This is a genomic window from Paraglaciecola sp., from assembly GCF_039943935.1.
In the GTDB taxonomy this organism is placed as follows: domain Bacteria; phylum Pseudomonadota; class Gammaproteobacteria; order Enterobacterales; family Alteromonadaceae; genus Paraglaciecola.
The window spans coordinates 157,831-177,700 of sequence record NZ_JBDUZQ010000024.1; the positions used below are offsets into that span (position 1 = coordinate 157,831).

Genomic DNA, 19,870 nt, shown 5'->3' on the forward strand with positions numbered 1-19,870 from the left:
TTTATTGATAACTAACAAATTCATTTTCAACCAAATACCGTAAACAAAATTAGTAACGAGACTCTTATGCAAAACCACAATGCCTCCCCATTAAACGATTTTATTGAATATCCTCAAGCTGAAATGCTGCTGCGTTCAGAGCAGTTTTATACAAACATAAAACGTCGTCATAGCATTCGCCAATTTAGTGATCGGACCGTTGACAAAGCTATTATTGAAAATTGCTTAAAAGCCGCAGGTACCGCACCTAACGGTGCAAACCATCAGCCTTGGCACTTTGCTGCTATTTATTCACCAGAAATTAAAAAGCAAGTACGAGAACAAGCAGAAGCTCACGAGCGAGGCTTTTATGAAGGCCGAGCAGGAGAAGAGTGGCTAGGTGCATTAAAGCCACTAGGTACAGACGCAAACAAACCTTATCTTGAACACGCCCCTTGGTTAATTGCTATATTTAGTCAAAAAACTAAAGAGTCTGAAGCTGGCCAAAAACAAAATAACTACTATGTACACGAGTCAGTTGGTATCGCCACAGGCTTTTTGATTAATGCCTTACATCACTCAGGCCTAGTTACTCTAACCCATACCCCTAAACCCATGAGTTTTTTATCCAAAATTTGCAAGCGTCCAGATAATGAACGCCCCTATATGCTATTAATCGTAGGTTATCCTGCAAGTTGTGCGACAGTGCCTCACCACGCTAGTACTAAAAAACCACTAGATCAAATTGCAAGTTTTCTGTGATGGCTATCAAAGTACTTTTAACAGCGTTTATCTTATTGTTTTCAGGCCTAACTATTGCCTGCCCTGAGTGGCACGCTAGTACCGAAAACAATCAAGCAACAGGGTGGGATTACCAACTTAATCCACAAGATATTACTATCGTTACCGACCCTAAAGATAAAAAAACGCTTGTCACTAAGTTAACCATCACACCGAACTCCACTTGGCCTAATGGCCATACTCGGGCCGAAGTAAAGCACAATGGCTGCGCAACTAGCGAAGGAGATACAAGCTACTTTTCTTGGGAGTTTTACCTCGACAGGCCCATCAAGATAACTAACAACATAGCCTACTGGGAAACAGACAAAACCTATCAACAAAGTATGGGATTTTATCTCACGCCAGAAGTTAAAAACGGACATCCGATCACAGAATTGACATTTTTCAGTAGCCACCCAAAACGTCAGATACATTGGCAAAAAACTGTTGAAGTAGGTAAATGGCATAAAATAGATATGGCTTTGACCTGGTCTGAAAACAAACAAGATGGGCAAATTAATCTGTGGTTTAACAACCAAGCCGTCGTTACCAAGTTAAACGCAAAAACCAAACCCGATGCTAACCCATTATTCATACAGCTTGGTTTACATAGAAATCAATCTGAAGCAGTAACAGATGTTATTTATCTGCGTCATGTCAAAGAGGCTAGCTCTTTGGCGCAACTGTTAACGAAAGAGTAAGGGTGACATGTAAAGTGTCTCTTAATTATAGTAAAACAAGCTTATCGCAGTTTTATTTTACTCCTCTAAAGAAAACCACACTCACCCTATACATGAGATCACGAGACATACATGAAACTGAATTTTCATAAATCATTCTGGGAAGCTCCCTGCACTAACGAACAAGACTTAAAAGCTTTAGTAGAGCGAACCCATGCAGACGGATACCAAGGCACTGAATTATTTTTACCATTTTTTGGCTTTGATGCTGAATTCACCTTAGCTACCCATCGCAACTATTCTCTGAATATCATCACAGGAATAGCAACCGAAGGTAACAATGTCGCAGAGCACCTAAAAAGCATGGAAACCCAAGTAGAACAAGCGCTATCGTTTAACCCTATACTTATCAACAGCCACACAGGTAGAGATATTTTTAGTTTAGAAGACAACCTACAACTGTTTGAGCACGCTTTAGAATTAGAGCAAAAATACAAAGTGAGCATTACCCATGAAACCCACAGATTTAGACCTACCTTCAGTACATTTGAAACTGAAAAATAGTCTCTGCCCTACCAGAATTAAAATTAAATTTAGACATCAGTCACTGGATGGTCGTGCACGAGTCTGACTTAGGGGATCAATTAGCTAGGTTAGAAAAAATATTTCCTCATGTGCATCATATTCATGCACGAGTGGGATTTGAAGAAGGGCCGCAGGTGACTGATCCACAAGACTCACTCTGGGAAAATCACGTAAATAATCACGTGAACCTATGGCAAAATGTGATAGATTTCGCCAAAAAGCGCCAGCAATCAACTTTCACCATCACACCGGAGTTTGGTCCATTTCCTTATGCCCATTTACAGCCCCAATCACATCAGCCTATTACTGATATCTGGAAAGCAAATAACTTTATGAAACAACATTTGCAAGACAAACTGATTTAAGCGCTAAAGTTTAGAAAATAGTCGGTTACTGTGATGGACTATTTTCAAGTTTAGGGGGATTAACTATAGATTTAACCGAGGCTTTTAAGTTGCTCAACAATATCGTCTGGCTCAGAACGGTTGCGATAATCAACATCTACAAAGCGCCACACTATATCGCCCGCTTGATTAGTAATAAAAGTAGCAGGAATAGGTAAAATACTGCCATTACCATTGTTAATTTTTTCAAGATCTAGGCCGCGGTCATTCTTCATGTGCTCAGTAAGTACTGCTGGCACTTGCCATGCCACACCAAAGGCTTCGGCTAATTTGGCATCTTGATCAGACAAAACTGGGAAGGTAAGCTCTTGTTTTTCAACAACACTTAATGACTCATCTGGCACCTGAGCACTAACTGCCACCAGCTCGGCGATAAGCTCATGTAATTCAGCTAAGCGCTGACTCAAGGCTCTTAATTGCAAGTTACAATAAGGACACCAACTGCCCCTGTAAAAGGTAACAACCAGAGCCCCTTTATCTAGCAAATCACTAAACTTTACCAGAACACCATTTGCATCAGGTAAAATAAAACTTGGGGCTTTACTACCAACTGTTAAAGCACTGTCACCTTGTTTAAATGCTACTGCATCTGCTAAAAGCTTATCTACTTTTTGGGCGAACTCAGGGTTACCTTGGCGGGTTTTGTCGATTTGTGCATCTGTTTGACTTCTGAGACTTGTCACTAGTTAACCTGAACATTTATTTTAAGGAAAATTGGAGGCTGATTTGAAATTAGAGAACCTAATTCAAACTAAGGCGTCTGACTACAAAGACCACCCAAAGTTCTATATTGGGAGGCTTATAAGCTGATATTGTATTGCTATAGAATGATTTAAAATTCGAGTCAGCGAATCTACTTAGAGTCAATCAAAACATTAAGCCATCTTAAGGATTGCTCAGGTACCAACCAAAAAAATTTGAGTTAGGCCTAAAGTGAATCGACCATAAACCCCCAACCATCACTAACGCCACCGTGTTTATCCGCTATTCCGGCAAAAGCATACTCAGCCATGGTTATGGATTTGTGGGTGGGCACCATTTTTCGGGATACACATACCGATATTGAGTCTTCGTCTACGAATATATCGACTTATACATCTAAGAATTTTTCTACCACCTCATTAGCCATACTTTTTGCTGATTGTTCATCTTCAAACAAGTGGCAAAAATCCACTACGTACTCTTTATCTAGATCAACACCGCTATCTTTAAATTGCTGTAATACTTGTCCGTTGACATCTTTTGGAAAATCACTTGGTTGTGCACAAGCAATTACAAATAAAACCATGAGACTGAACAATATAATACGTATCATAAAACGACTAAAATTTAGTTTCTAACACTATGTAAAATGGTAAACGACAATTTACTTTGATCTACAATACTCCACCAATTTATTTAAATGGGACTTATCATGAAAGCAGGGACAAAATGGTCACTCAGAGTTTTTTTAACACTGTTAATTGTTGCAGCAGTTAGTTGGTGGGCAGTGGGCCCAGATTGGCGAGCCTTTTTGTCCGACCCACCTACAGATACAAGAATTCTTTTTTGGAGCCAAAGTCAACGAGACGAGGGCTTTAAGCTGCTCGATCAATTGCCTTGGTTAGTAAAATCACGAGACATCACACCCAGTAAAAACGTGAGGCCTTTACCAAAGGGAGAAGCCATTTCATTAAGCCAAGATATTAATGCCTTTTTTGAAGAACAAAGTTTATCTGGCGCATTAATTTTACATAAAGGCAAAATACGCTTCGAAAAATACGGTTTGGGGCACTCTGTAGACAAGCGTTGGACTAGTTTCTCAGTGGCTAAATCTTTTACGTCAAGCTTAGTGGGTATTGCCCTAAAAGAAGGCCATATATCAAGTCTTAACGACAAGGTATCTCAATACATTGTTGGACTAAAGGGCTCAGCCTATGACGATGTCACAATTGAACAATTACTGACAATGACATCTGGCGTAGCATGGAACGAAAGCTACACTGATCCTAACTCAGACGTTTCACAATTTAACTTGCACCAAGCTGAAGATGGTTTACCTACCATTGTTAGTTACATGCGCCAACTCAAACGAGCCCACCCACCTGGTGAAAAATGGAGTTACTCTACTGGCGAAACCAACCTAATAGGTATTTTAGTTGAACAAGCAACAGGCCGTAATCTGGCCGATTATCTTACCGAAAAGATTTGGCAACCCTTTGGTATGGAAAATAAAGCAAGCTGGTTATTAGGTGCAGACGGCTATGAAATTTCCGGTTGTTGTATTCAAGCAAGTTTACGTGATTACGCACGTTACGGCTTATTTATCTTAGAAGGAGGCGCCATAAACGGTGAATCGATTTTCCCCGATGACTGGTTGGCAAAAGCCACAAATAAGCAAGTCGATATAGGCCGAGATGACAAAGGTTATGGATATCAATGGTGGACATTTGATGATGGCAGCTTTACCGCCAGAGGCATTTTTGGACAAACCATTTTTATTGATCCTAAACATGATTTGGTCATCGCTTTTAACGGTAATTGGTTACACGCCAGTGATCCCATATTAAATGAAAAACGCTTTAACTTTATTGACCTAATAAGAGCATCTATAGATGCAGAAGACAATTAGTGAATACAAATTCCTTTTGAAATTTACAAAACTAAACAATAACTTTATCGTAAATATTTAACAGATATCGAGTAGAGCGCCCGCCACCAGCTGCTTGTACAAGGCAGTTTTTGCTAAGGAGATCACTAAGGTCACGGGTGGCAGTCGCTTTACTAACAGCCGCAATGCTTTGATATTTTCGGGCATTAATGCCCAACTCAAACTCTTCACCGTTAGAATCAAGCAAACGGTTCAACACCTTAATTTGCCTAACGCTTAATATTGTCTGACTATGCTGCTGCCAAAAACGGGTTTTACTGACAACACGGTCGATACGTTTTAACCCTTGCTCAATAGCTTGATTTAAAATCGTTAAAAACCACATAACCCAATCAGTTACATCATTACCATGGCCACTCTTGATTTGGCTAACTGTTTTCAAACCTTGGGTTGACTCAAGTATGTCGTAATAACCTTTGCGGTTTTGCTCAATTACACTACTCAGTGAATAAAAACATACACTAGTTTGTTCACTCTGAGCCAAAGCACGATCAGTCAATGCCCGTGTAACACGCCCATTACCATCCTCAAAGGGATGCAAAGTGATAAACCATAAATGTGCAAAAGCAGCCCTGATAATATTATCACTAGCACTGTTTACTTGGGTTTGTGGGTAAGCATTAAACCAATCAATAAATTGGGTCATTTGATCCGATAACTCCACCCTTGACGGTGCTTCAAAATGAATGACTTCTCGGCCACGAGTTTGCGACACAACCTGCATTGGCGCTTCATCTCTTAACTGCCCTGTTTTGATATTCCGAAAGGTAGCAGCTTTAGGAAACAATGCGCTTTGCCAATCACACAATTGCTTAAGGGTAAGCGGCTTAACTAAATTCGAAGTCGCATCGGTTAATAAAGTAATAAGGCTATCACTTTGCTCTGTGGCTAAATCTTTTTGAGATTGAGTAAGGCCTGACGTTTCTAACCCAAGATGCCGTGCAACTGACGAACGCACAGAACCTACATTGAGTATTTCACCCTCAATCTCAGAGGTTTTTAGGGCACTTTGAATTAATGAATCCATTTGCGCCCGAAGATCTAACTCCTCGGGTAGGTCAGCTGCCCTACCAATAAGTTGCCGTTGATTATCCAATACCTGTTTCAGCAATGGCTCAACCTTTGCTTTGTGATAAGTAAACTTAGTCCAGTTCGGAGATTGCCAGATATACATATAACACTCTTTCTCAAGTCACCTAAATAGCCAGTGAGCCGATTAACCATATATATTCGGCTCAATATATGAGCCGAATAATACACCTTAATCGGCTCAAACACTAATATAAGTAAAATTAAATGCAGGAAGTAAATAGGGTTTTAGTCATAATTACTTCTGGGTTAGTTGATGGGCTTAAGCCCAACCTACAAATTCTTTTCTCTGTGTGCGAAGCATATGCTTTTGATGTTCCTCGACTACAAATTCCCCACAAACTAATTGGCTTGTCAGATGGCCAGATATGGACATCTGGACAAGGCAATCTTTTATAGCTTGGAGCGGCTTATTGCTGTTCTGACATTAAAGCCAATTATTTTATGGATTAGGGGTTTGTTCGGAGCAGAGACTTTCTTGGACACTTCTTTTGTCGTTTGAAAAGAAGTATCTCAAGCCTCAGGGATGAGGTTTGAAAACCCGCAATGGATTGCGGTGAACGAAGTGAATAATTCTTAGTGTGCGAAGCACATAAGTGAACGAAGTGAATAATCTTAATAAGCGCAGCGCATGCTCTGTTCACAACAGTAAATACCCAGTCGCGAAGCGATGCCCCTAAATCTTTAAGCTTTGAAACTTAAAGCTTAAAAGCCCAGCGGCCAGCGAAAAAAAGCCCCGCGATAGCGAGGCCTTTAATCAATGTCTTAACTCACCGAGTAAGCAACTAGCTTAGCGCCAGTTCAAGCTTACTCAATGCAAATCTACATAGTGACGTATTCTTCACCAGACGTTGGGTGAATAGCCACACAAGCGTCAAAGTCTGCTTTGGTTGCGCCCATTTTCATGGCTACGCCAAAGCCTTGTAAGATTTCATCCATACCGAAACCAATACCGTGTATACCTACCACTTTTTGGTTGTCGCCAGCACAAATCAACTTCATGCGTGTCATTTGGCGATGCTTAGTAACGGCCGTATACATAGCCGCAAAGCCTGAGTTGAAGACAGTAATGTTGTCTTCACCGTATTCTGCTTTAGCTTCTGCTTCACTTAGCCCCATAGTGCCAATTGGCGGGTGACTAAATACCACTGTAGGTATTAAGCTGTAATCCATGTGTGCATCAGTTTGGCCATTAAACAAACGCTCTGATAACAAGCGGCCTGACTTAACAGCAACAGGCGTTAGCTCAACATAACCAATGTTGTCGCCCACTGCATATACACCTGGCACATTAGTATTTTGATATTTATCGACCTTGATGTAACCACGGTCGGTTAACTCAACGCCAATTTTGTCTAAACCAATTTTGTCAGTTGCAGGTTCACGGCCAATGGCCCAAATCACACAATCGGTTTCGATTTTATCGCCGCTTGCAAATTCAATGGTAAGCGAACCGTCAGCATTTTTAAGCACTTGGGTAGGGGTTGCATGAGTATGCAGCGTAGGACCATCTTGTTCCATTAATTCTACTAACGTCTCAGACAACATGGTATCAAAGTTACGTAATGGCGCATGTTTACGCACCACTAAATCTGTTTTAGTGCCAAGGGCATGCATTACACCTGCAAGCTCTACAGCAATATAACCCGCGCCTACAACTACAGCCCTTTTAGGTTGCTCTTCAAGTTCAAAGAAGCCATTTGAGTCTATACCCAACTCTGCACCAGGAATATTAGGCTGAACAGGGCGGCCGCCGGTAGCAATTAATATGTGATCAGCGGTGTATTGCTTGCCGTCAACTTCTACAGTGTTTTTATCAACAAAAGTAGCGAAACCTTTTATTAAGGTGACACCATTTTTTTCAAAACCACCGCCGTAACTGCCATGAATTCGCTTGATATAAGCTTCACGGCTATCTACTAAGGTTTTCCAATTAAATTTATTAACCGTTACGTCAAAGCCATAATCTGGAGCATATAAATTAATAGCTTCTGCTACATGGGCACCAAACCACATGACCTTTTTGGGTACACAGCCCACGTTAACGCATGTGCCACCTATGGCAACCGCTTCTATTACAGCGGCCTTTTTGCCGTGCTTGGCTGCGCGATTTGCTGATGCAATACCACCGCTGCCACCACCAATACATATAAAATCGAAATCTGCCATAAGTCTGCCTTAATAAAAATAGTTATAAGAAGATAATGCCCATTTGCAAAAAAGAACATCGCATTTTCTCAATTAATATAATCGAGAAAATGAATGTAGGCATTCATATTATGTAAAAGAACCCAATTTAAACAAATTAATTACACAGAGTTAAAAAATTCTACTGGTATCATGGGACTACTATTGAGATTTACTGTTATCAACCCAACCTTTGAAAGTAACTTAACGTAAAAAGGTGTTTTTTATGACGAACCCAATTAACGATTTATCTGGCCTGCCTCAATTTTCTGCCATTAAACCTGAGCACATTCAACCTGCCATCGAAGACGCGATAGCAGCCTGTAAAACTAAAATTTCTGAGTTATTAAGCAAACAAAATTATAGCTGGGAAAGCTTAGTGGCTCCCATCGAAGAAATTGACGACCAGCTAAGTCGAAAGTGGTCACCTGTGTCACACATGAACTCAGTGGTCAGCAATGATGCACTTCGCGAAGCTCACGATGCCTGCTTACCTGCATTGTCAGAATACGGTACTTGGGTAGGACAAAATGCAGATTTATATAATGCCTACTGTGAAATTGAAGCCAGTACTGCATTTGCTGATTTGTCAGAAGCCCAGCAAAAAGTCATTACCCAAGCGATACGTGATTTTAAATTGTCTGGGGTAGCCTTAGATGATGAGAAAAAAGCCCGTTATGCCGAAGTGAAAAGTCGCTTATCTGATTTAGGCTCGACCTTTAGCAACAATGTTATGGATGCTACCTTAGGCTGGCAAAAACATATCACAGACCAAGCAGATCTAGCAGGTTTACCAGAGTCAGCTTTAGGCGCGGCTAAACAATTGGCACAAAGCAAAGAGCTTGATGGCTGGGTATTTACATTGGATATTCCCAGTTATTTACCGGTTTTAACCTACGCTGATAATCGCCAGCTCCGTGAAGAAATGTACCGAGCTTATACCTCAAGGGCATCAGAGCAAGGTCCAAATGCCGGCAAATGGGACAACACCGAAATCATTAACGAAACCCTAACGTTACGCCAAGAACTTGCAAAACTACTAGGCTTTAAACACTTTGCTGAATACTCATTAGCCAGCAAAATGGCCAACTCTAGCGAGCAAGTTAATGGCTTTTTGATCGATTTAGCCAATCGCTCTAAACCACAAGCACAGCAAGATATTGATACGCTGACAAGTTATGCCCAAGAGCATTTTCAAGCATCAGATTTACAAGCTTGGGATTTTGCTTACTACAGTGAAAAACTAAAAGAGCAAACCTACAAAATATCTGACGAACAATTACGACCGTACTTCCCCCAAGACACAGTGGTAAAAGGCTTGTTCGAAGTTATTTCAAGGCTTTACAAGTTAACTGTTACTGAGCGAGAAGGCGTTGACACGTGGCACAAAGACGTACGCTTTTACGATATCAAAGACGAGTCTGGTGAATTAAGAGGTAGCTTTTACTTAGATTTATACGCCCGTGAGAAAAAGCGCGGCGGTGCATGGATGGATGAATGCCAAGTACGCAGACAAAAATTAGACGGTACTCAGCAGTTTCCTGTGGCCTACCTAACCTGTAACTTTAGTGGCCCAGTAGGTGACAAACCAGCCCTATTTACCCACGATGAAGTCGTAACCTTATTCCACGAATTTGGTCATGGCATTCATCACATGCTAACCAAAATCAACGTGGGTGGCGTATCAGGCATTAACGGTGTGGCATGGGACGCAGTAGAGCTACCTAGTCAGTTTTTAGAAAACTGGTGCTGGCAGCCAGAAGCTCTAAGCTTTATCTCTGGCCACTATGAAACTGGCGAGCCATTACCACAAACCTTATTAGACAATATGTTAGCTGCCCGTAACTTCCAGTCAGCTATGCAGATGTTAAGACAATTAGAATTTAGTATTTTTGATTTTAGTCTGCACGAAAACTTTATCGATGCAGAACAAACCAATGTACAGGCCTGGTTAGATCAAGTTCGCGAACAAGTGGCAGTATTGACTCCCCCTAGCTTTAATCGCTTTCAAAACAGCTTTGGGCACATATTTGCAGGTGGATATGCCGCAGGTTACTACAGCTATAAGTGGGCTGAGGTATTGTCGTCAGATGCCTTTAGCCGCTTCGAAGAAGAAGGTATTTTTAACCCTCAAACCGGACAAGACTTTTTACAAAACATACTCGAAATGGGTGGCAGTAAAGAGCCTATGGAGTTGTTTGTTGCCTTTAGAGGCCGCGAGCCCGAAGTTGATGCACTGTTACGTCACTCAGGCATTGCTGCATAATTTAGTTTGCCCCCCAAACTAAAAATACTAACGTGCGCCACGCTGTAAACTTAAAATTAGCGCGTGGCGTATACCCAGTTACCGCCCAACAGATGTTAAGCACACCATGGAAAATTTAGAAAAATTTAAAGACATATACCAGCGAGCTTGTGAGCGAAAAGGTGGCCCTAAAGTACTAGAAGCTATGTTAGGTAAACCTTTACAACCAGCAGAATTACAGCAAATTGGTGACGACCGTTTTTTAGCAGAGTTTACCCAAAAGGTATTTCAGTCTGGATTTGTGTGGCGTGTGGTCAGAAACAAATGGCCTGATTTTGAGCGCATGTTTTTTGGGTTCGCGATCGAAAAAATCTTATTAATACCTGACGAAATGCTAGAACAAAAAGCAGCTGACCCCAGCATTATTCGCAACTTCACTAAGGTGAAAACCATACGCGACAATGCGCAAATGATTGACGCTGTGGCCCGCGAGCACGGCAGCTTTGCTAAGTTTGTGGCTGACTGGCCCAGCGATGACATCATTGGTTTATGGGCTTTTCTCAAAAAGAACGGCGCTAGATTAGGCGGCAACACTGGACCCTACGGTTTGCGGGCCATTGGTAAAGATACCTTCTTACTCACCAACGATATTGTGGGCTACTTTACCCAAAGAGGTATAATTTCAGGCTCTGCTCAATCAAAACGCTCACTTACCGCAATACAACAATCCTTTAACGAGTTACAACAACAAAGCGGACGCTCGTTACAAGAATTAAGCTTAATCATATCCAGAAGTGTTGGGGATAATATTCTCTAGTAAGCGGCTAGCATAGGTGTCAGTGGATAATAAAATGGACGTACTCTTTTAAGTATTTTATCTTGGGCGTCTTGGTAAAATGTATACGAGAAAATTGGTTTGGAGTTATAAATCAATGGGAGTTGTCATGAAAATATTTTTGTTAATGCTAACAATATCCATAGGCTTCATTTGGTGGTTTATATTGGACAGTGCTCCCAAAGCCAAACTGGAATATATCCTGTTTCTGGAAAAATGAACTTTCAGTTAGTAAAAGTTAATGATGATTTTCTATGGATGGATACTGAGAATCTATAAATTAATTAAAGGGACATATATCGTCACTCCAGTCGGGGCAAGTGAGATCCGACTAATATACTTTCAGGTGCCAAGAGGAAACAATGGCGACGCCAATACATAGTAAACTAATCAATAAAGCCGCTAGGGAAGTATTGAAGCCTGCTGGGTTAGTTAGAAAAGGGCAATCAAGAATTTGGCTGGACGATAACAAATGGTGGCTCACCATGATTGAGTTTCAGCCATCGAGTTGGTCCAAAGGTACATATTTAAACGTGGGAATATCTTGGCTTTGGTACCCGAAAGACCACCTGTCATTCGATATTGGTTATAGAGAAAGCTCGTTCGTTGAATTTAAAGATGAAGACACGTTTTTAAAAAAAGCAATTAAGTTGGCTGAAAAAGCAAAAGATAAAGCCTTAACCCACCGTCATTCAATGTCATCTCCTGAGCTTGCAAAAGAGTTTGTATTAAAGAACACCATTGATGACAAGCAGAACATTTGGACTTGCCTACATAAAGGCATGGCGTGTTTATACGCTTCGGATACTCCAAATGCAAAAAACCACTTAGAAAATGTTATGCAATGCAACGATAACAGGGATTGGGCTAATTCAGTAAAGGATTTTGCACAATTATTGTTGAACCTAAAACCAGATGAACAGCGGCTTGCTATACAGGACGCAATAATGCAATCTCGCAAGCGAATAAAGCTACCCGAACTTGAGGTAGTATTTAGCAATCACACCTAACTGTTTAGTCGGAAAACTTATTTAGACATATATGGAGAGCCTTCACGCAAATTTGATCCTTGCAAACTATATAAATGTTTGTAATCAACGCCACAGATTCAAAAAACAAGGACCTTCAAATGTAAGGAATAGTACTAACATCTATACTAAGGAAACATAATGGAAATCAAACCCGCGGATTCAGACGCATGGAACATTGCTGAAGGCAAAGCTAATGGAAAACCTAGCCTTATCCGCTATAGAACAGAGTTAAGACAACTTATCGGCTCTCCTAACTATCCTCAACGGCTTGTTATATTTTGGGATTATAAACAGACGAATGACTCTGGGTTGCCTAGCAACACCCAACTAGATGAAATGAAAATTTTTGAAGATGCAATCGTCGATCCCTTAGATGTCGATCGATTAGCAATATTTGTTTATTCCTACACAAATGCGGGCACCCGCGAATGGCATTTCTATACCGGTAACATTGAAAAAGTAGGAGAAATAATAAATAGTGCGCTATCGAAACACGATAAATTTCCAATCGAATTACAAGTGTGCGAAGACACTGAGTGGACAGAGCTAAAAAAAGTATATGAAATCTGTGAGTAAAAGTGCACCTAACAAATCAACTATGCATGAAACGCGAACAAGCCGCACCTCATATGCAAATCACTATATGTCTAAGAGAAGGTTATGGCAGCAAAATTAGATGACATTGAGTGGGCAATTGAATTCTCTTCTTCTGGATTGGGAGACCATGAGGCGTATGTCAATTTAGATACTGGCAAAATTTATTATGTTGGTGATGCTGTGGAAGAACCGATACCAGATGACCTCTATGAGAGTAATAGATATCTTATGTTACCCAGCAAACAGGATTTAGGATTAAGTAAGCGATTGGCCCTGAGTTTTATTGCCGAGTTGATCCCCGAAAAATTGGAACTTGGATACGATATTTTTAGCCGCCGCGGCGCATACGCAAAATTTAAGTCGCTGTTAGAATCAAAAGGAAAGCTAGAAGATTGGTATACGTACGAGGAGGCTGCGTTAAAACGAGCGACTATTCAATGGTGTAAAGATAATAATATTAAAATTAACAGCGACACGTAACGAACTTTGCAGAACCCCACCGCAAAGGCGTATATGTTAAATCTAAGGAATCACAAGCGTTTATATGAACCAAGCTGAAATAGAGATAATGAAAAATATAGAAGAATATGGATGTCATGTTACTTCTGTATTTGACCCAAAAGAAGACGATCCTAATTTTACATATACGACAGGTATCACCAGGCAAACAAAGAAGCCTGAATTGATCATACTTGGTCTTAGAAACGACTTAGCATCATGGATTGCAAATGAATATAATAGCCGAATCCAAAATGATGAAAACTTTTCTGTAGGGGATTTTTATGAGGGGTTCCTTGATGGTTTTGAAGTTTGCTTTAAACCTGTTGCGGAAAAGTACAAAGAAGAACATATGCTTTCATGTAATTGGTTATACAAAGGAACTGATTACCCAGTGTTACAACTAGTATTTCCTACTGTGAACGGTGTTTGGCCGTGGGAAAAGGATGCACCAGAAAGTTTTAAGTCTCTTCAACCAAGTTTTCAGCACGTATCAGCATGGTGAACTCTAAACAGTGTATGTAATATCTATTAGGTGTTTACTTGAAGGTTTAACTGGTTATTCTTCTTTTAATATTAAGAGGGCAAGCAGTTAACAAGGCAATAAGTTAGTTTAGAACGAAGTAGCGTATTAAAAGCTACTTGCGCCCTGTAATCTTTTAAGATTGCATGAAGACTAATTGAGCTATGACCAACCTATCACCTAATTCAATTAACCGCTTAGAAGTTATGACGATAGGTAACTTGCACACTTCTGGGTAATTCTGGGAATACCAAGGTAGAGCCAAAGTAACCACCTTCAAACACTGGTCGCCAGTTTTTTTCATCCGTTAAATTTTGAACTTCGAAACGTAACTTAGCATGTTGACTTAATGCCACAGTTGTATTGGCGTTTATAGTAATTTGATCACGTATTAGCACAGTAGCCAAGTAATCTAGCGGGTAGCTTTTGCTATAAATTGCCGAGGCTGAAACGTCCCAGTTTTCAGAGATCATCCACCCTGCATTCATCGATACTGTTTGTTCTGGTATGCCCTGCACTCTTTGATTAGACGGTTCAAAGCCAGCAAAGTTAGGCGCGCCTATACCTGTGCCTACAATAATGTCTGGTCGTGAGTTATCAAAGGCGTCAGCCACTTGTTGTGAATCTTGAAAACTAGCCGAGTCGTCGTAGCGTGCATCTAAATAGCTATAACCTAAAGTAGCCCAAAGTTTTTGCCCTTGGTACACCACTTGCCCTTCAAACCCTTTTGCCACAATCCCTGAGTTACTGCCGTCTCTGTTACGTAGACTACGGGTTTGTTCAAAAATTGAGGCATCTGCATACCAAGGCTTTTGGGAAGGCGCATATTTAATACCTACTTCAAACAGCTCATTGACTGTTTCAAAGTTTAGTGGGTTAATTTGGTTGTTAGCGCCCAATGCTGTGCCACCAGCGATGCTGTTAGAGGTGGCTTCGCTGTAGCTGTAACTAGTGTAAGTCACTAAGTCATCTTGCAACTTAAAATTAGCACTTAGGGAGCCTGAGTACAGCCAAGTATTATAAGTATCACGAGCGGCAATTTGCCCTTGTGGCGCTAGAGCATCTTGGGCCGCGACGTCGTAATAGTCTGCACGCACGCCTGCATTAGTGCTAAAGCGCTCGGTCCAATCACTTTGCTGCTCAACAAAAATACCACTTTGCCAAGTAGTGGAATCGGTGGTATCAGAGGTTGAAAAGTCGTTAATACCATCACCATCTACATCATAATTGGCCCCAGGCGAAACAAACACCCCTGGGCGCAATTCAACTAAGCGGGCTTCTTGGGCTTCGGTTAATGGAATACGGCGCTGCGCTAGGGTGCCTAATAGATCAATGGGTAAATCGGCTTCTGTTGTGAACTGACTGTAGCCCACCACATCGTTATAACGAATATCAAATCCCCAAGTAGTTTGCTGTTGCGGATTCCAGATAGAATTTATTTCGATTCTGTTTTGTGCAGTTTTTGCGCCATCTATAATTTCCACAAAGCTATTTTGGGCAATTTCTTCTCGGTCTAAATATTGAAAATAACTACGATTCGTTAAGCTGTGTATGCTATTAAGTTGGCGTTCGTAGGTGCTATGAAACAAGTATGTTTGTACATTATTTATATTGTCAGGATCGGTCAACACTGTACTTCGCGAAATCGGTACTTCACCTGTTGGCGATACCACGGCAAAGGCACCGGGTACTTCTGAACCATTAGGTTGCACGCCCTGCCCTGTTATATACAAACCATGGTCTATTAAATTTTGGGTGGGGCGGTTAATACCGGCGTTGTCGGTAAAGTCCACATTGTAGTATTCGAAGCTTACATCCCAGCTAGACTTAGCGTCTGGTAACAAACGATATGCAACATATACATCTTCACTTTGGTAAGCGCTAAAATCGTAAAAACTGCCGTTGTCGATTAGCTCAATGCTGGCACGAAATCCACTTTTACCTTCCTCAATTGCTTTATCTATATCTAACTGACCACGGTAGTGATCCCAACTGCCAGCACTTACTAGTAAGCTAACATCGCTTCCCGTTAGAGTGGCCGTTTTGTTGTTTAAGTTCACAAACCCACCGTTACGCTGGGTTGTACCAAGCAACACTGAAGGAGCACCTTTCACTATGTCTATTTGCCCTACGCTGTTAAACGACAAAGGAATACCAAAACCATTGTTGCCGCCTTGTCGCCTCAGCCCTTCTTGAAATACTTCACCTAACTGCCCACGAATAGTTGGCAAACTAGGCGCACCAAACCCACTAGCTGCATAGGTATTAGGTACAAGTACAAGCACATCTTGTAAATCATCAATCGATAATTGCTCAAGCATGTCTTCAGATATAGAGGTGAGGGTTCTTGAAATTTCTGTTATTTGCTTATTTTTTCCAAATGGCCCATCTATTATCGAGTCTTTGGGAGACAGAATTAACGATGATGTCGGCTGTCCATTTACGGTTATATGTTCTAACTCATTATTTGAGTTTTGGGCTGAGACAGCAAAGGCCGTTGTTAGGCTGATTATTATGCTCATGCTGCGTAGTCTAGTAGACATGTTGATCCTCACGATATTGATTCGAGTTTAAAGACCCCACGAGCCTAAGTTTTATTACAATCTATCTTTTCTGACTGCCATTTTTTCTGTTGGCTTGGTGATTTATTAGGTAGAATAACCAGTGATTATTTTAAAGGAAACGCTATGAGTCCCCAAAGCCCCGAAGCCACACAAATTAATGACGAGACCGCTCCCATCGAGGCGTTATCCGATACGACTCACTTTGGTTTTAAACAGGTTGATACCGACCAAAAAGTGAATATGGTGAAAGACGTGTTTCAATCGGTGGCCGCAAAATATGACATTATGAATGATGTGATGTCTTTGGGTATTCATAGATTATGGAAACGTTACACCATTGATTGCAGTGGTGTTAGAACGGGTCACAAGGTGTTGGACTTAGCAGGTGGCACCGGTGATTTAACTGCTAAATTTTCACGAATAGTTGGCGAATCAGGGCAAGTGGTTTTAGCTGATATTAACGATGCCATGCTCAAAGTTGGCCGCGAAAAGCTCAGAGACAAAGGCATAGTGGGTAACGTTGAATATGTGCAAGCCAATGCCGAAGAGTTGCCTTTTCCTGACAATAGCTTTGACATCATCACCATAGCGTTTGGCCTAAGAAACGTAACCGATAAAGATAAAGCATTAGCGTCTATGTACCGCGTACTGAAACCCGGCGGCAGATTATTAGTGTTAGAGTTTTCTAAACCTACCCACGACATGCTCAACAAAGCCTACGATATGTATTCTTTTCATTTGCTGCCTAAAATTGGGCAACTTGTAGCAAATGATGCAGATAGTTACCAATATTTGGCAGAGTCGATTCGTATGCACCCAGAGCAAGACGTATTAAAAGAAATGATGGAAAATGTAGGGTTTGAACAAACCACTTATACTAATTTAACAGGTGGGATCGTCGCTCTACACCGTGGTTTTAAGTTTTAATTATGCCTATTGCACAGCTACTTACATCAGGGATTGAACTAGGGTTTAATCAGTTGCTAAACCTCGACACTGATAGCCAAGCCCGATTAGCCAAGTTAAATGGAAAGTCACTTCAGGTCTCAGTAAAAGAGTTACCCTTTCCATTATTATTTAGCTTTTCTGAACAAGTTGAGGTGGGCGCGGTAGTTGAAAGCAACGAACATAATCAAGCCCCAGACTGCTTGATAGAACTAGACCTTAACACCCTTCCCAAACTACAAGATAGCAGCCAGTTAACCCAGCTTATTCAGCAAAAGAAGTTGTCGCTTATTGGTGATATCTATATTGCACAAACTTTTGGTGACTTAATTAAAGAGTTAGACATTGATTGGGAAGAGCAGCTATCAAAGTACACGGGCGATGTAGTAGCCCATCAAACTTTTAGCAGTGCTAAGTCACTATTATCACAAGCTAAACAAGAACTTGAAAAAGCCGCTACAAATATTGGCGACCGTATGACCCAAGCAGATGCGATAGCCGTAAAACCTATAGAAATGGCCTTATTCAGTGACCAAGTGGGCGATTTACGTAGTGATACGGAGCGCTTACTAGCAAGACTACAAAGACTCGAACAGGCTCAAGCTGACTCCAAAGGATAAATCACCAAGGTGAGAATTTTACGTTTTTATAAAATCAATAAAGTTATGTTAGAGCATGGCTTAGATGAGTTGATACCCCGAAAATGGCTACCTTGGTACGCCAAGTTATGCCGAGCTAGTTTGTTTTGGCTGCGAAACAAACACCCGGAGAAATCACAAGGGGTTAGAGTTCGACTTGCCTTACAAACCTTAGGGCCAGTATTCATCAAGTTTGGACAAATGTTATCGACTCGCAAAGACTTATTGGCCGATGACATAGCCAACGAACTAACCATTTTACAAGACCAAGTACAACCATTTGATAGCGATATAGCCCAAAACATTATCTGCCAGTCACTAGGCATTATAGATGTCAGCGAAATATTCAGCTCTTTCGAGAGCAAACCTTTGGCATCTGCATCTATTGCTCAAGTCCATGCCGCTAGATTAAAAGAAGGCGATAAAGATGTGGTAGTAAAGGTTATTCGGCCTAATATCAAATCACTTATCCTATCTGATATTGAGCTGATGCAAACCGCAGCATCAGTGGTTCAAAAACTGTTACCTGATGGTAAACGTTTGCGCCCAGTTGAAGTGATTGCAGAATACGAACGTACCATAATTGATGAGTTAGACTTGATGCATGAGGCCGCTAATGGCATTCAGTTTAAGGTGAATTTTGAAAATTCACCCGCTTTATATGTGCCTACCATTTATGGCGACTACAGCCGCAAAAGTGTGATGGTTATGGAACGTATTTACGGCACACCTATATCTGATATTGAGCAGCTTAGAGACCGTAATACCAATATGAAACGCTTGGCAGAACGAGGGGTTGAAGTATTTTTTACTCAGGTATTTCGCGATAGTTTTTTCCATGCAGACATGCACCCAGGTAATATATTTGTATCTACGGTTAACCCAGACGACCCACAATACATCACCATAGATTTTGGCATAGTGGGCACTTTAAATAGTGAAGATAAACGTTACTTGGCCGAAAACTTCATTGCCTTTTTTAATCGTAATTACCGTAAAGTTGCCCAGTTACACGTAGACTCTGGATGGGTTCCGTCTGACACAGACATTGATGATTTTGAAGCGTCGATACGAAAAGTATGTGAGCCTATTTTTCAAAAACCTTTAGCCGAAATCGAGTTTAGCAATGTATTGCTGCAACTATTTAATACCGCCCGTCGCTTTAATATGATCATTCAGCCGCAACTGGTGTTATTGCAAAAAACCTTGTTATACATAGAGGGCTTAGGACGTCAGCTATACCCACAACTCGATCTCTGGCAAACGGCAAAGCCATTTTTAGAAAACTGGATGAAAGAGCAAATTGGCGTTAAAGCCATGTATCAAAAGATATCTACTAACTTACCTTTCTGGTCAGAAAAAATGCCAGAAATGCCAGACCTAGTTTATGATTCTCTAAAACAAGTAAAAACGCTACCCGAACAGCAAAGGCAACAATTCGAACGTCAACAAACCACATTAAAACGGCAACACGCTAGCTCACAACTTATGACAGTAGGTTCGACCTTAATTTTAAGTGCAGTATTATTGCCAATTTATGTAGAGTACTGGTTGCCAAGCTTATGTTGTGTTGTAGCAGGGTTGATTAGTTGGGTAATAGCTTGGCGAATTAAATAACGCACGACCGAATGCTATAGCAT

Annotated in this window: 19 protein-coding genes and 1 pseudogene; 15 read left to right on the plus strand and 5 right to left on the minus strand. The window is 41.0% G+C overall.

Annotation, left to right across the window (positions count from 1 at the left end):
• Positions 1 to 66 precede the first annotated feature (66 nt).
• From ABJD71_RS17220 to ABJD71_RS17235, 4 genes are all read left to right on the plus strand, one after another.
• Positions 67 to 741, plus strand: a complete 675-nt coding sequence (locus ABJD71_RS17220; RefSeq protein ID WP_348172358.1) for a nitroreductase family protein — start codon at positions 67 to 69, stop codon at positions 739 to 741.
• A complete protein-coding gene (locus ABJD71_RS17225; RefSeq protein ID WP_348172361.1) occupies positions 741 to 1,460 on the plus strand; it encodes a heparin lyase I family protein in 720 nt (239 codons plus the stop codon). The genes ABJD71_RS17220 and ABJD71_RS17225 overlap by 1 nt, the downstream gene beginning before the upstream one ends.
• A 111-nt stretch (positions 1,461 to 1,571) precedes the next feature.
• Positions 1,572 to 2,003, plus strand: coding sequence for a hypothetical protein (locus tag ABJD71_RS17230; protein WP_348172364.1), 432 nt, complete (start codon positions 1,572 to 1,574; stop codon positions 2,001 to 2,003).
• A 53-nt stretch (positions 2,004 to 2,056) separates the two neighbouring features.
• Positions 2,057 to 2,389: a hypothetical protein gene (locus ABJD71_RS17235; protein ID WP_348172367.1), complete on the plus strand. Its 333-nt coding sequence runs from the start codon at positions 2,057 to 2,059 to the stop codon at positions 2,387 to 2,389.
• 71 nt (positions 2,390 to 2,460) lie between these two features.
• On the opposite strand, the gene ABJD71_RS17240 is transcribed toward ABJD71_RS17235, so the two are convergent.
• Both ABJD71_RS17240 and ABJD71_RS17245 read right to left on the minus strand, forming a co-directional pair.
• Positions 2,461 to 3,111: a peroxiredoxin-like family protein gene (locus tag ABJD71_RS17240; protein ID WP_348172370.1), complete on the minus strand. Its 651-nt coding sequence runs from the start codon at positions 3,109 to 3,111 to the stop codon at positions 2,461 to 2,463.
• A 245-nt stretch (positions 3,112 to 3,356) separates the two neighbouring features.
• Positions 3,357 to 3,743 (minus strand): annotated as a pseudogene (locus tag ABJD71_RS17245) (ribonuclease E inhibitor RraB).
• A gap of 99 nt (positions 3,744 to 3,842) precedes the next feature.
• Here ABJD71_RS17245 and ABJD71_RS17250 point away from each other — a divergent pair.
• Entirely contained in the window at positions 3,843 to 5,039 is a 1,197-nt protein-coding gene (locus ABJD71_RS17250) for a serine hydrolase (protein ID WP_348172373.1), read from the plus strand.
• A 31-nt stretch (positions 5,040 to 5,070) separates the two neighbouring features.
• Here the strand turns inward: ABJD71_RS17250 and ABJD71_RS17255 are convergent, their stop codons facing one another.
• Complete coding sequence (locus tag ABJD71_RS17255) at positions 5,071 to 6,252, minus strand: Fic family protein (RefSeq protein ID WP_348172376.1); 1,182 nt, start codon at positions 6,250 to 6,252, stop codon at positions 5,071 to 5,073.
• Positions 6,253 to 6,374: 122 nt separating this feature from the next.
• On the opposite strand from ABJD71_RS17255, the gene ABJD71_RS17260 reads away from it, so the two are divergent.
• Complete coding sequence (locus ABJD71_RS17260; RefSeq protein ID WP_348172379.1) at positions 6,375 to 6,566, plus strand: hypothetical protein; 192 nt, start codon at positions 6,375 to 6,377, stop codon at positions 6,564 to 6,566.
• Between the two features lie 423 nt (positions 6,567 to 6,989).
• On the opposite strand, the gene gorA is transcribed toward ABJD71_RS17260, so the two are convergent.
• Positions 6,990 to 8,336 (minus strand): glutathione-disulfide reductase, encoded by a 1,347-nt coding sequence (gene gorA, locus ABJD71_RS17265; RefSeq protein WP_348172382.1) that lies wholly within the window; start codon positions 8,334 to 8,336, stop codon positions 6,990 to 6,992.
• Positions 8,337 to 8,580: 244 nt separating this feature from the next.
• On the opposite strand from gorA, the gene prlC reads away from it, so the two are divergent.
• From prlC to ABJD71_RS17295, 6 genes are all read left to right on the plus strand, one after another.
• Positions 8,581 to 10,620, plus strand: a complete 2,040-nt coding sequence (gene prlC / locus ABJD71_RS17270) for an oligopeptidase A (RefSeq protein WP_348172385.1) — start codon at positions 8,581 to 8,583, stop codon at positions 10,618 to 10,620.
• Positions 10,621 to 10,726: 106 nt separating this feature from the next.
• Positions 10,727 to 11,416 carry a DNA-3-methyladenine glycosylase I gene (locus ABJD71_RS17275; protein ID WP_348172388.1) on the plus strand — a complete coding sequence of 230 codons (690 nt, stop codon included), beginning with the start codon at positions 10,727 to 10,729 and terminating at the stop codon, positions 11,414 to 11,416.
• Positions 11,417 to 11,796: 380 nt separating this feature from the next.
• Positions 11,797 to 12,444 carry a hypothetical protein gene (locus tag ABJD71_RS17280; protein WP_348172391.1) on the plus strand — a complete coding sequence of 216 codons (648 nt, stop codon included), beginning with the start codon at positions 11,797 to 11,799 and terminating at the stop codon, positions 12,442 to 12,444.
• 159 nt (positions 12,445 to 12,603) lie between these two features.
• A complete protein-coding gene (locus tag ABJD71_RS17285; protein WP_348172394.1) occupies positions 12,604 to 13,041 on the plus strand; it encodes a DUF695 domain-containing protein in 438 nt (145 codons plus the stop codon).
• An 84-nt stretch (positions 13,042 to 13,125) separates the two neighbouring features.
• Positions 13,126 to 13,542, plus strand: a complete 417-nt coding sequence (locus tag ABJD71_RS17290) for a UPF0158 family protein (protein WP_348172397.1) — start codon at positions 13,126 to 13,128, stop codon at positions 13,540 to 13,542.
• 64 nt (positions 13,543 to 13,606) lie between these two features.
• Positions 13,607 to 14,065 (plus strand): DUF4262 domain-containing protein, encoded by a 459-nt coding sequence (locus ABJD71_RS17295; protein WP_348172399.1) that lies wholly within the window; start codon positions 13,607 to 13,609, stop codon positions 14,063 to 14,065.
• Positions 14,066 to 14,280: 215 nt separating this feature from the next.
• Here ABJD71_RS17295 and ABJD71_RS17300 read toward each other — a convergent pair whose 3' ends face one another.
• Complete coding sequence (locus tag ABJD71_RS17300) at positions 14,281 to 16,626, minus strand: TonB-dependent receptor (protein WP_348172402.1); 2,346 nt, start codon at positions 16,624 to 16,626, stop codon at positions 14,281 to 14,283.
• Between the two features lie 144 nt (positions 16,627 to 16,770).
• Here ABJD71_RS17300 and ubiE point away from each other — a divergent pair, with 144 nt between their 5' ends.
• Genes ubiE through ubiB form a run of 3 tightly spaced genes read left to right on the plus strand, consistent with a single transcriptional unit; the run spans position 16,771 to position 19,847 of the window.
• Positions 16,771 to 17,574: a bifunctional demethylmenaquinone methyltransferase/2-methoxy-6-polyprenyl-1,4-benzoquinol methylase UbiE gene (ubiE, locus tag ABJD71_RS17305; protein ID WP_348172405.1), complete on the plus strand. Its 804-nt coding sequence runs from the start codon at positions 16,771 to 16,773 to the stop codon at positions 17,572 to 17,574.
• Positions 17,575 to 17,576: 2 nt separating this feature from the next.
• Entirely contained in the window at positions 17,577 to 18,212 is a 636-nt protein-coding gene (locus ABJD71_RS17310) for an SCP2 sterol-binding domain-containing protein (RefSeq protein WP_348172408.1), read from the plus strand.
• A 9-nt stretch (positions 18,213 to 18,221) separates the two neighbouring features.
• Entirely contained in the window at positions 18,222 to 19,847 is a 1,626-nt protein-coding gene (gene ubiB, locus ABJD71_RS17315) for a ubiquinone biosynthesis regulatory protein kinase UbiB (RefSeq protein ID WP_348172411.1), read from the plus strand.
• The last annotated feature ends 23 nt before the right edge of the window (positions 19,848 to 19,870 follow it).

What these genes read in the sequence shown, in the direction of transcription:
- ABJD71_RS17220 (WP_348172358.1), top strand. Translation starts at nt 67, where the DNA reads ATGCAAAACCACAATGCCTCCCCATTAAACGATTTTATTGAATATCCT.
- ABJD71_RS17225 (WP_348172361.1), top strand. Translation starts at nt 741, where the DNA reads ATGGCTATCAAAGTACTTTTAACAGCGTTTATCTTATTGTTTTCAGGC.
- ABJD71_RS17230 (WP_348172364.1), top strand. Translation starts at nt 1,572, where the DNA reads ATGAAACTGAATTTTCATAAATCATTCTGGGAAGCTCCCTGCACTAAC.
- ABJD71_RS17250 (WP_348172373.1), top strand. Translation starts at nt 3,843, where the DNA reads ATGAAAGCAGGGACAAAATGGTCACTCAGAGTTTTTTTAACACTGTTA.
- ABJD71_RS17255 (WP_348172376.1), bottom strand. Translation starts at nt 6,252, where the DNA reads ATGTATATCTGGCAATCTCCGAACTGGACTAAGTTTACTTATCACAAA.
- ABJD71_RS17260 (WP_348172379.1), top strand. Translation starts at nt 6,375, where the DNA reads ATGCAGGAAGTAAATAGGGTTTTAGTCATAATTACTTCTGGGTTAGTT.
- gorA (WP_348172382.1), bottom strand. Translation starts at nt 8,336, where the DNA reads ATGGCAGATTTCGATTTTATATGTATTGGTGGTGGCAGCGGTGGTATT.
- prlC (WP_348172385.1), top strand. Translation starts at nt 8,581, where the DNA reads ATGACGAACCCAATTAACGATTTATCTGGCCTGCCTCAATTTTCTGCC.
- ABJD71_RS17275 (WP_348172388.1), top strand. Translation starts at nt 10,727, where the DNA reads ATGGAAAATTTAGAAAAATTTAAAGACATATACCAGCGAGCTTGTGAG.
- ABJD71_RS17280 (WP_348172391.1), top strand. Translation starts at nt 11,797, where the DNA reads ATGGCGACGCCAATACATAGTAAACTAATCAATAAAGCCGCTAGGGAA.
- ABJD71_RS17285 (WP_348172394.1), top strand. Translation starts at nt 12,604, where the DNA reads ATGGAAATCAAACCCGCGGATTCAGACGCATGGAACATTGCTGAAGGC.
- ABJD71_RS17290 (WP_348172397.1), top strand. Translation starts at nt 13,126, where the DNA reads ATGGCAGCAAAATTAGATGACATTGAGTGGGCAATTGAATTCTCTTCT.
- ABJD71_RS17295 (WP_348172399.1), top strand. Translation starts at nt 13,607, where the DNA reads ATGAACCAAGCTGAAATAGAGATAATGAAAAATATAGAAGAATATGGA.
- ABJD71_RS17300 (WP_348172402.1), bottom strand. Translation starts at nt 16,626, where the DNA reads ATGTCTACTAGACTACGCAGCATGAGCATAATAATCAGCCTAACAACG.
- ubiE (WP_348172405.1), top strand. Translation starts at nt 16,771, where the DNA reads ATGAGTCCCCAAAGCCCCGAAGCCACACAAATTAATGACGAGACCGCT.
- ABJD71_RS17310 (WP_348172408.1), top strand. Translation starts at nt 17,577, where the DNA reads ATGCCTATTGCACAGCTACTTACATCAGGGATTGAACTAGGGTTTAAT.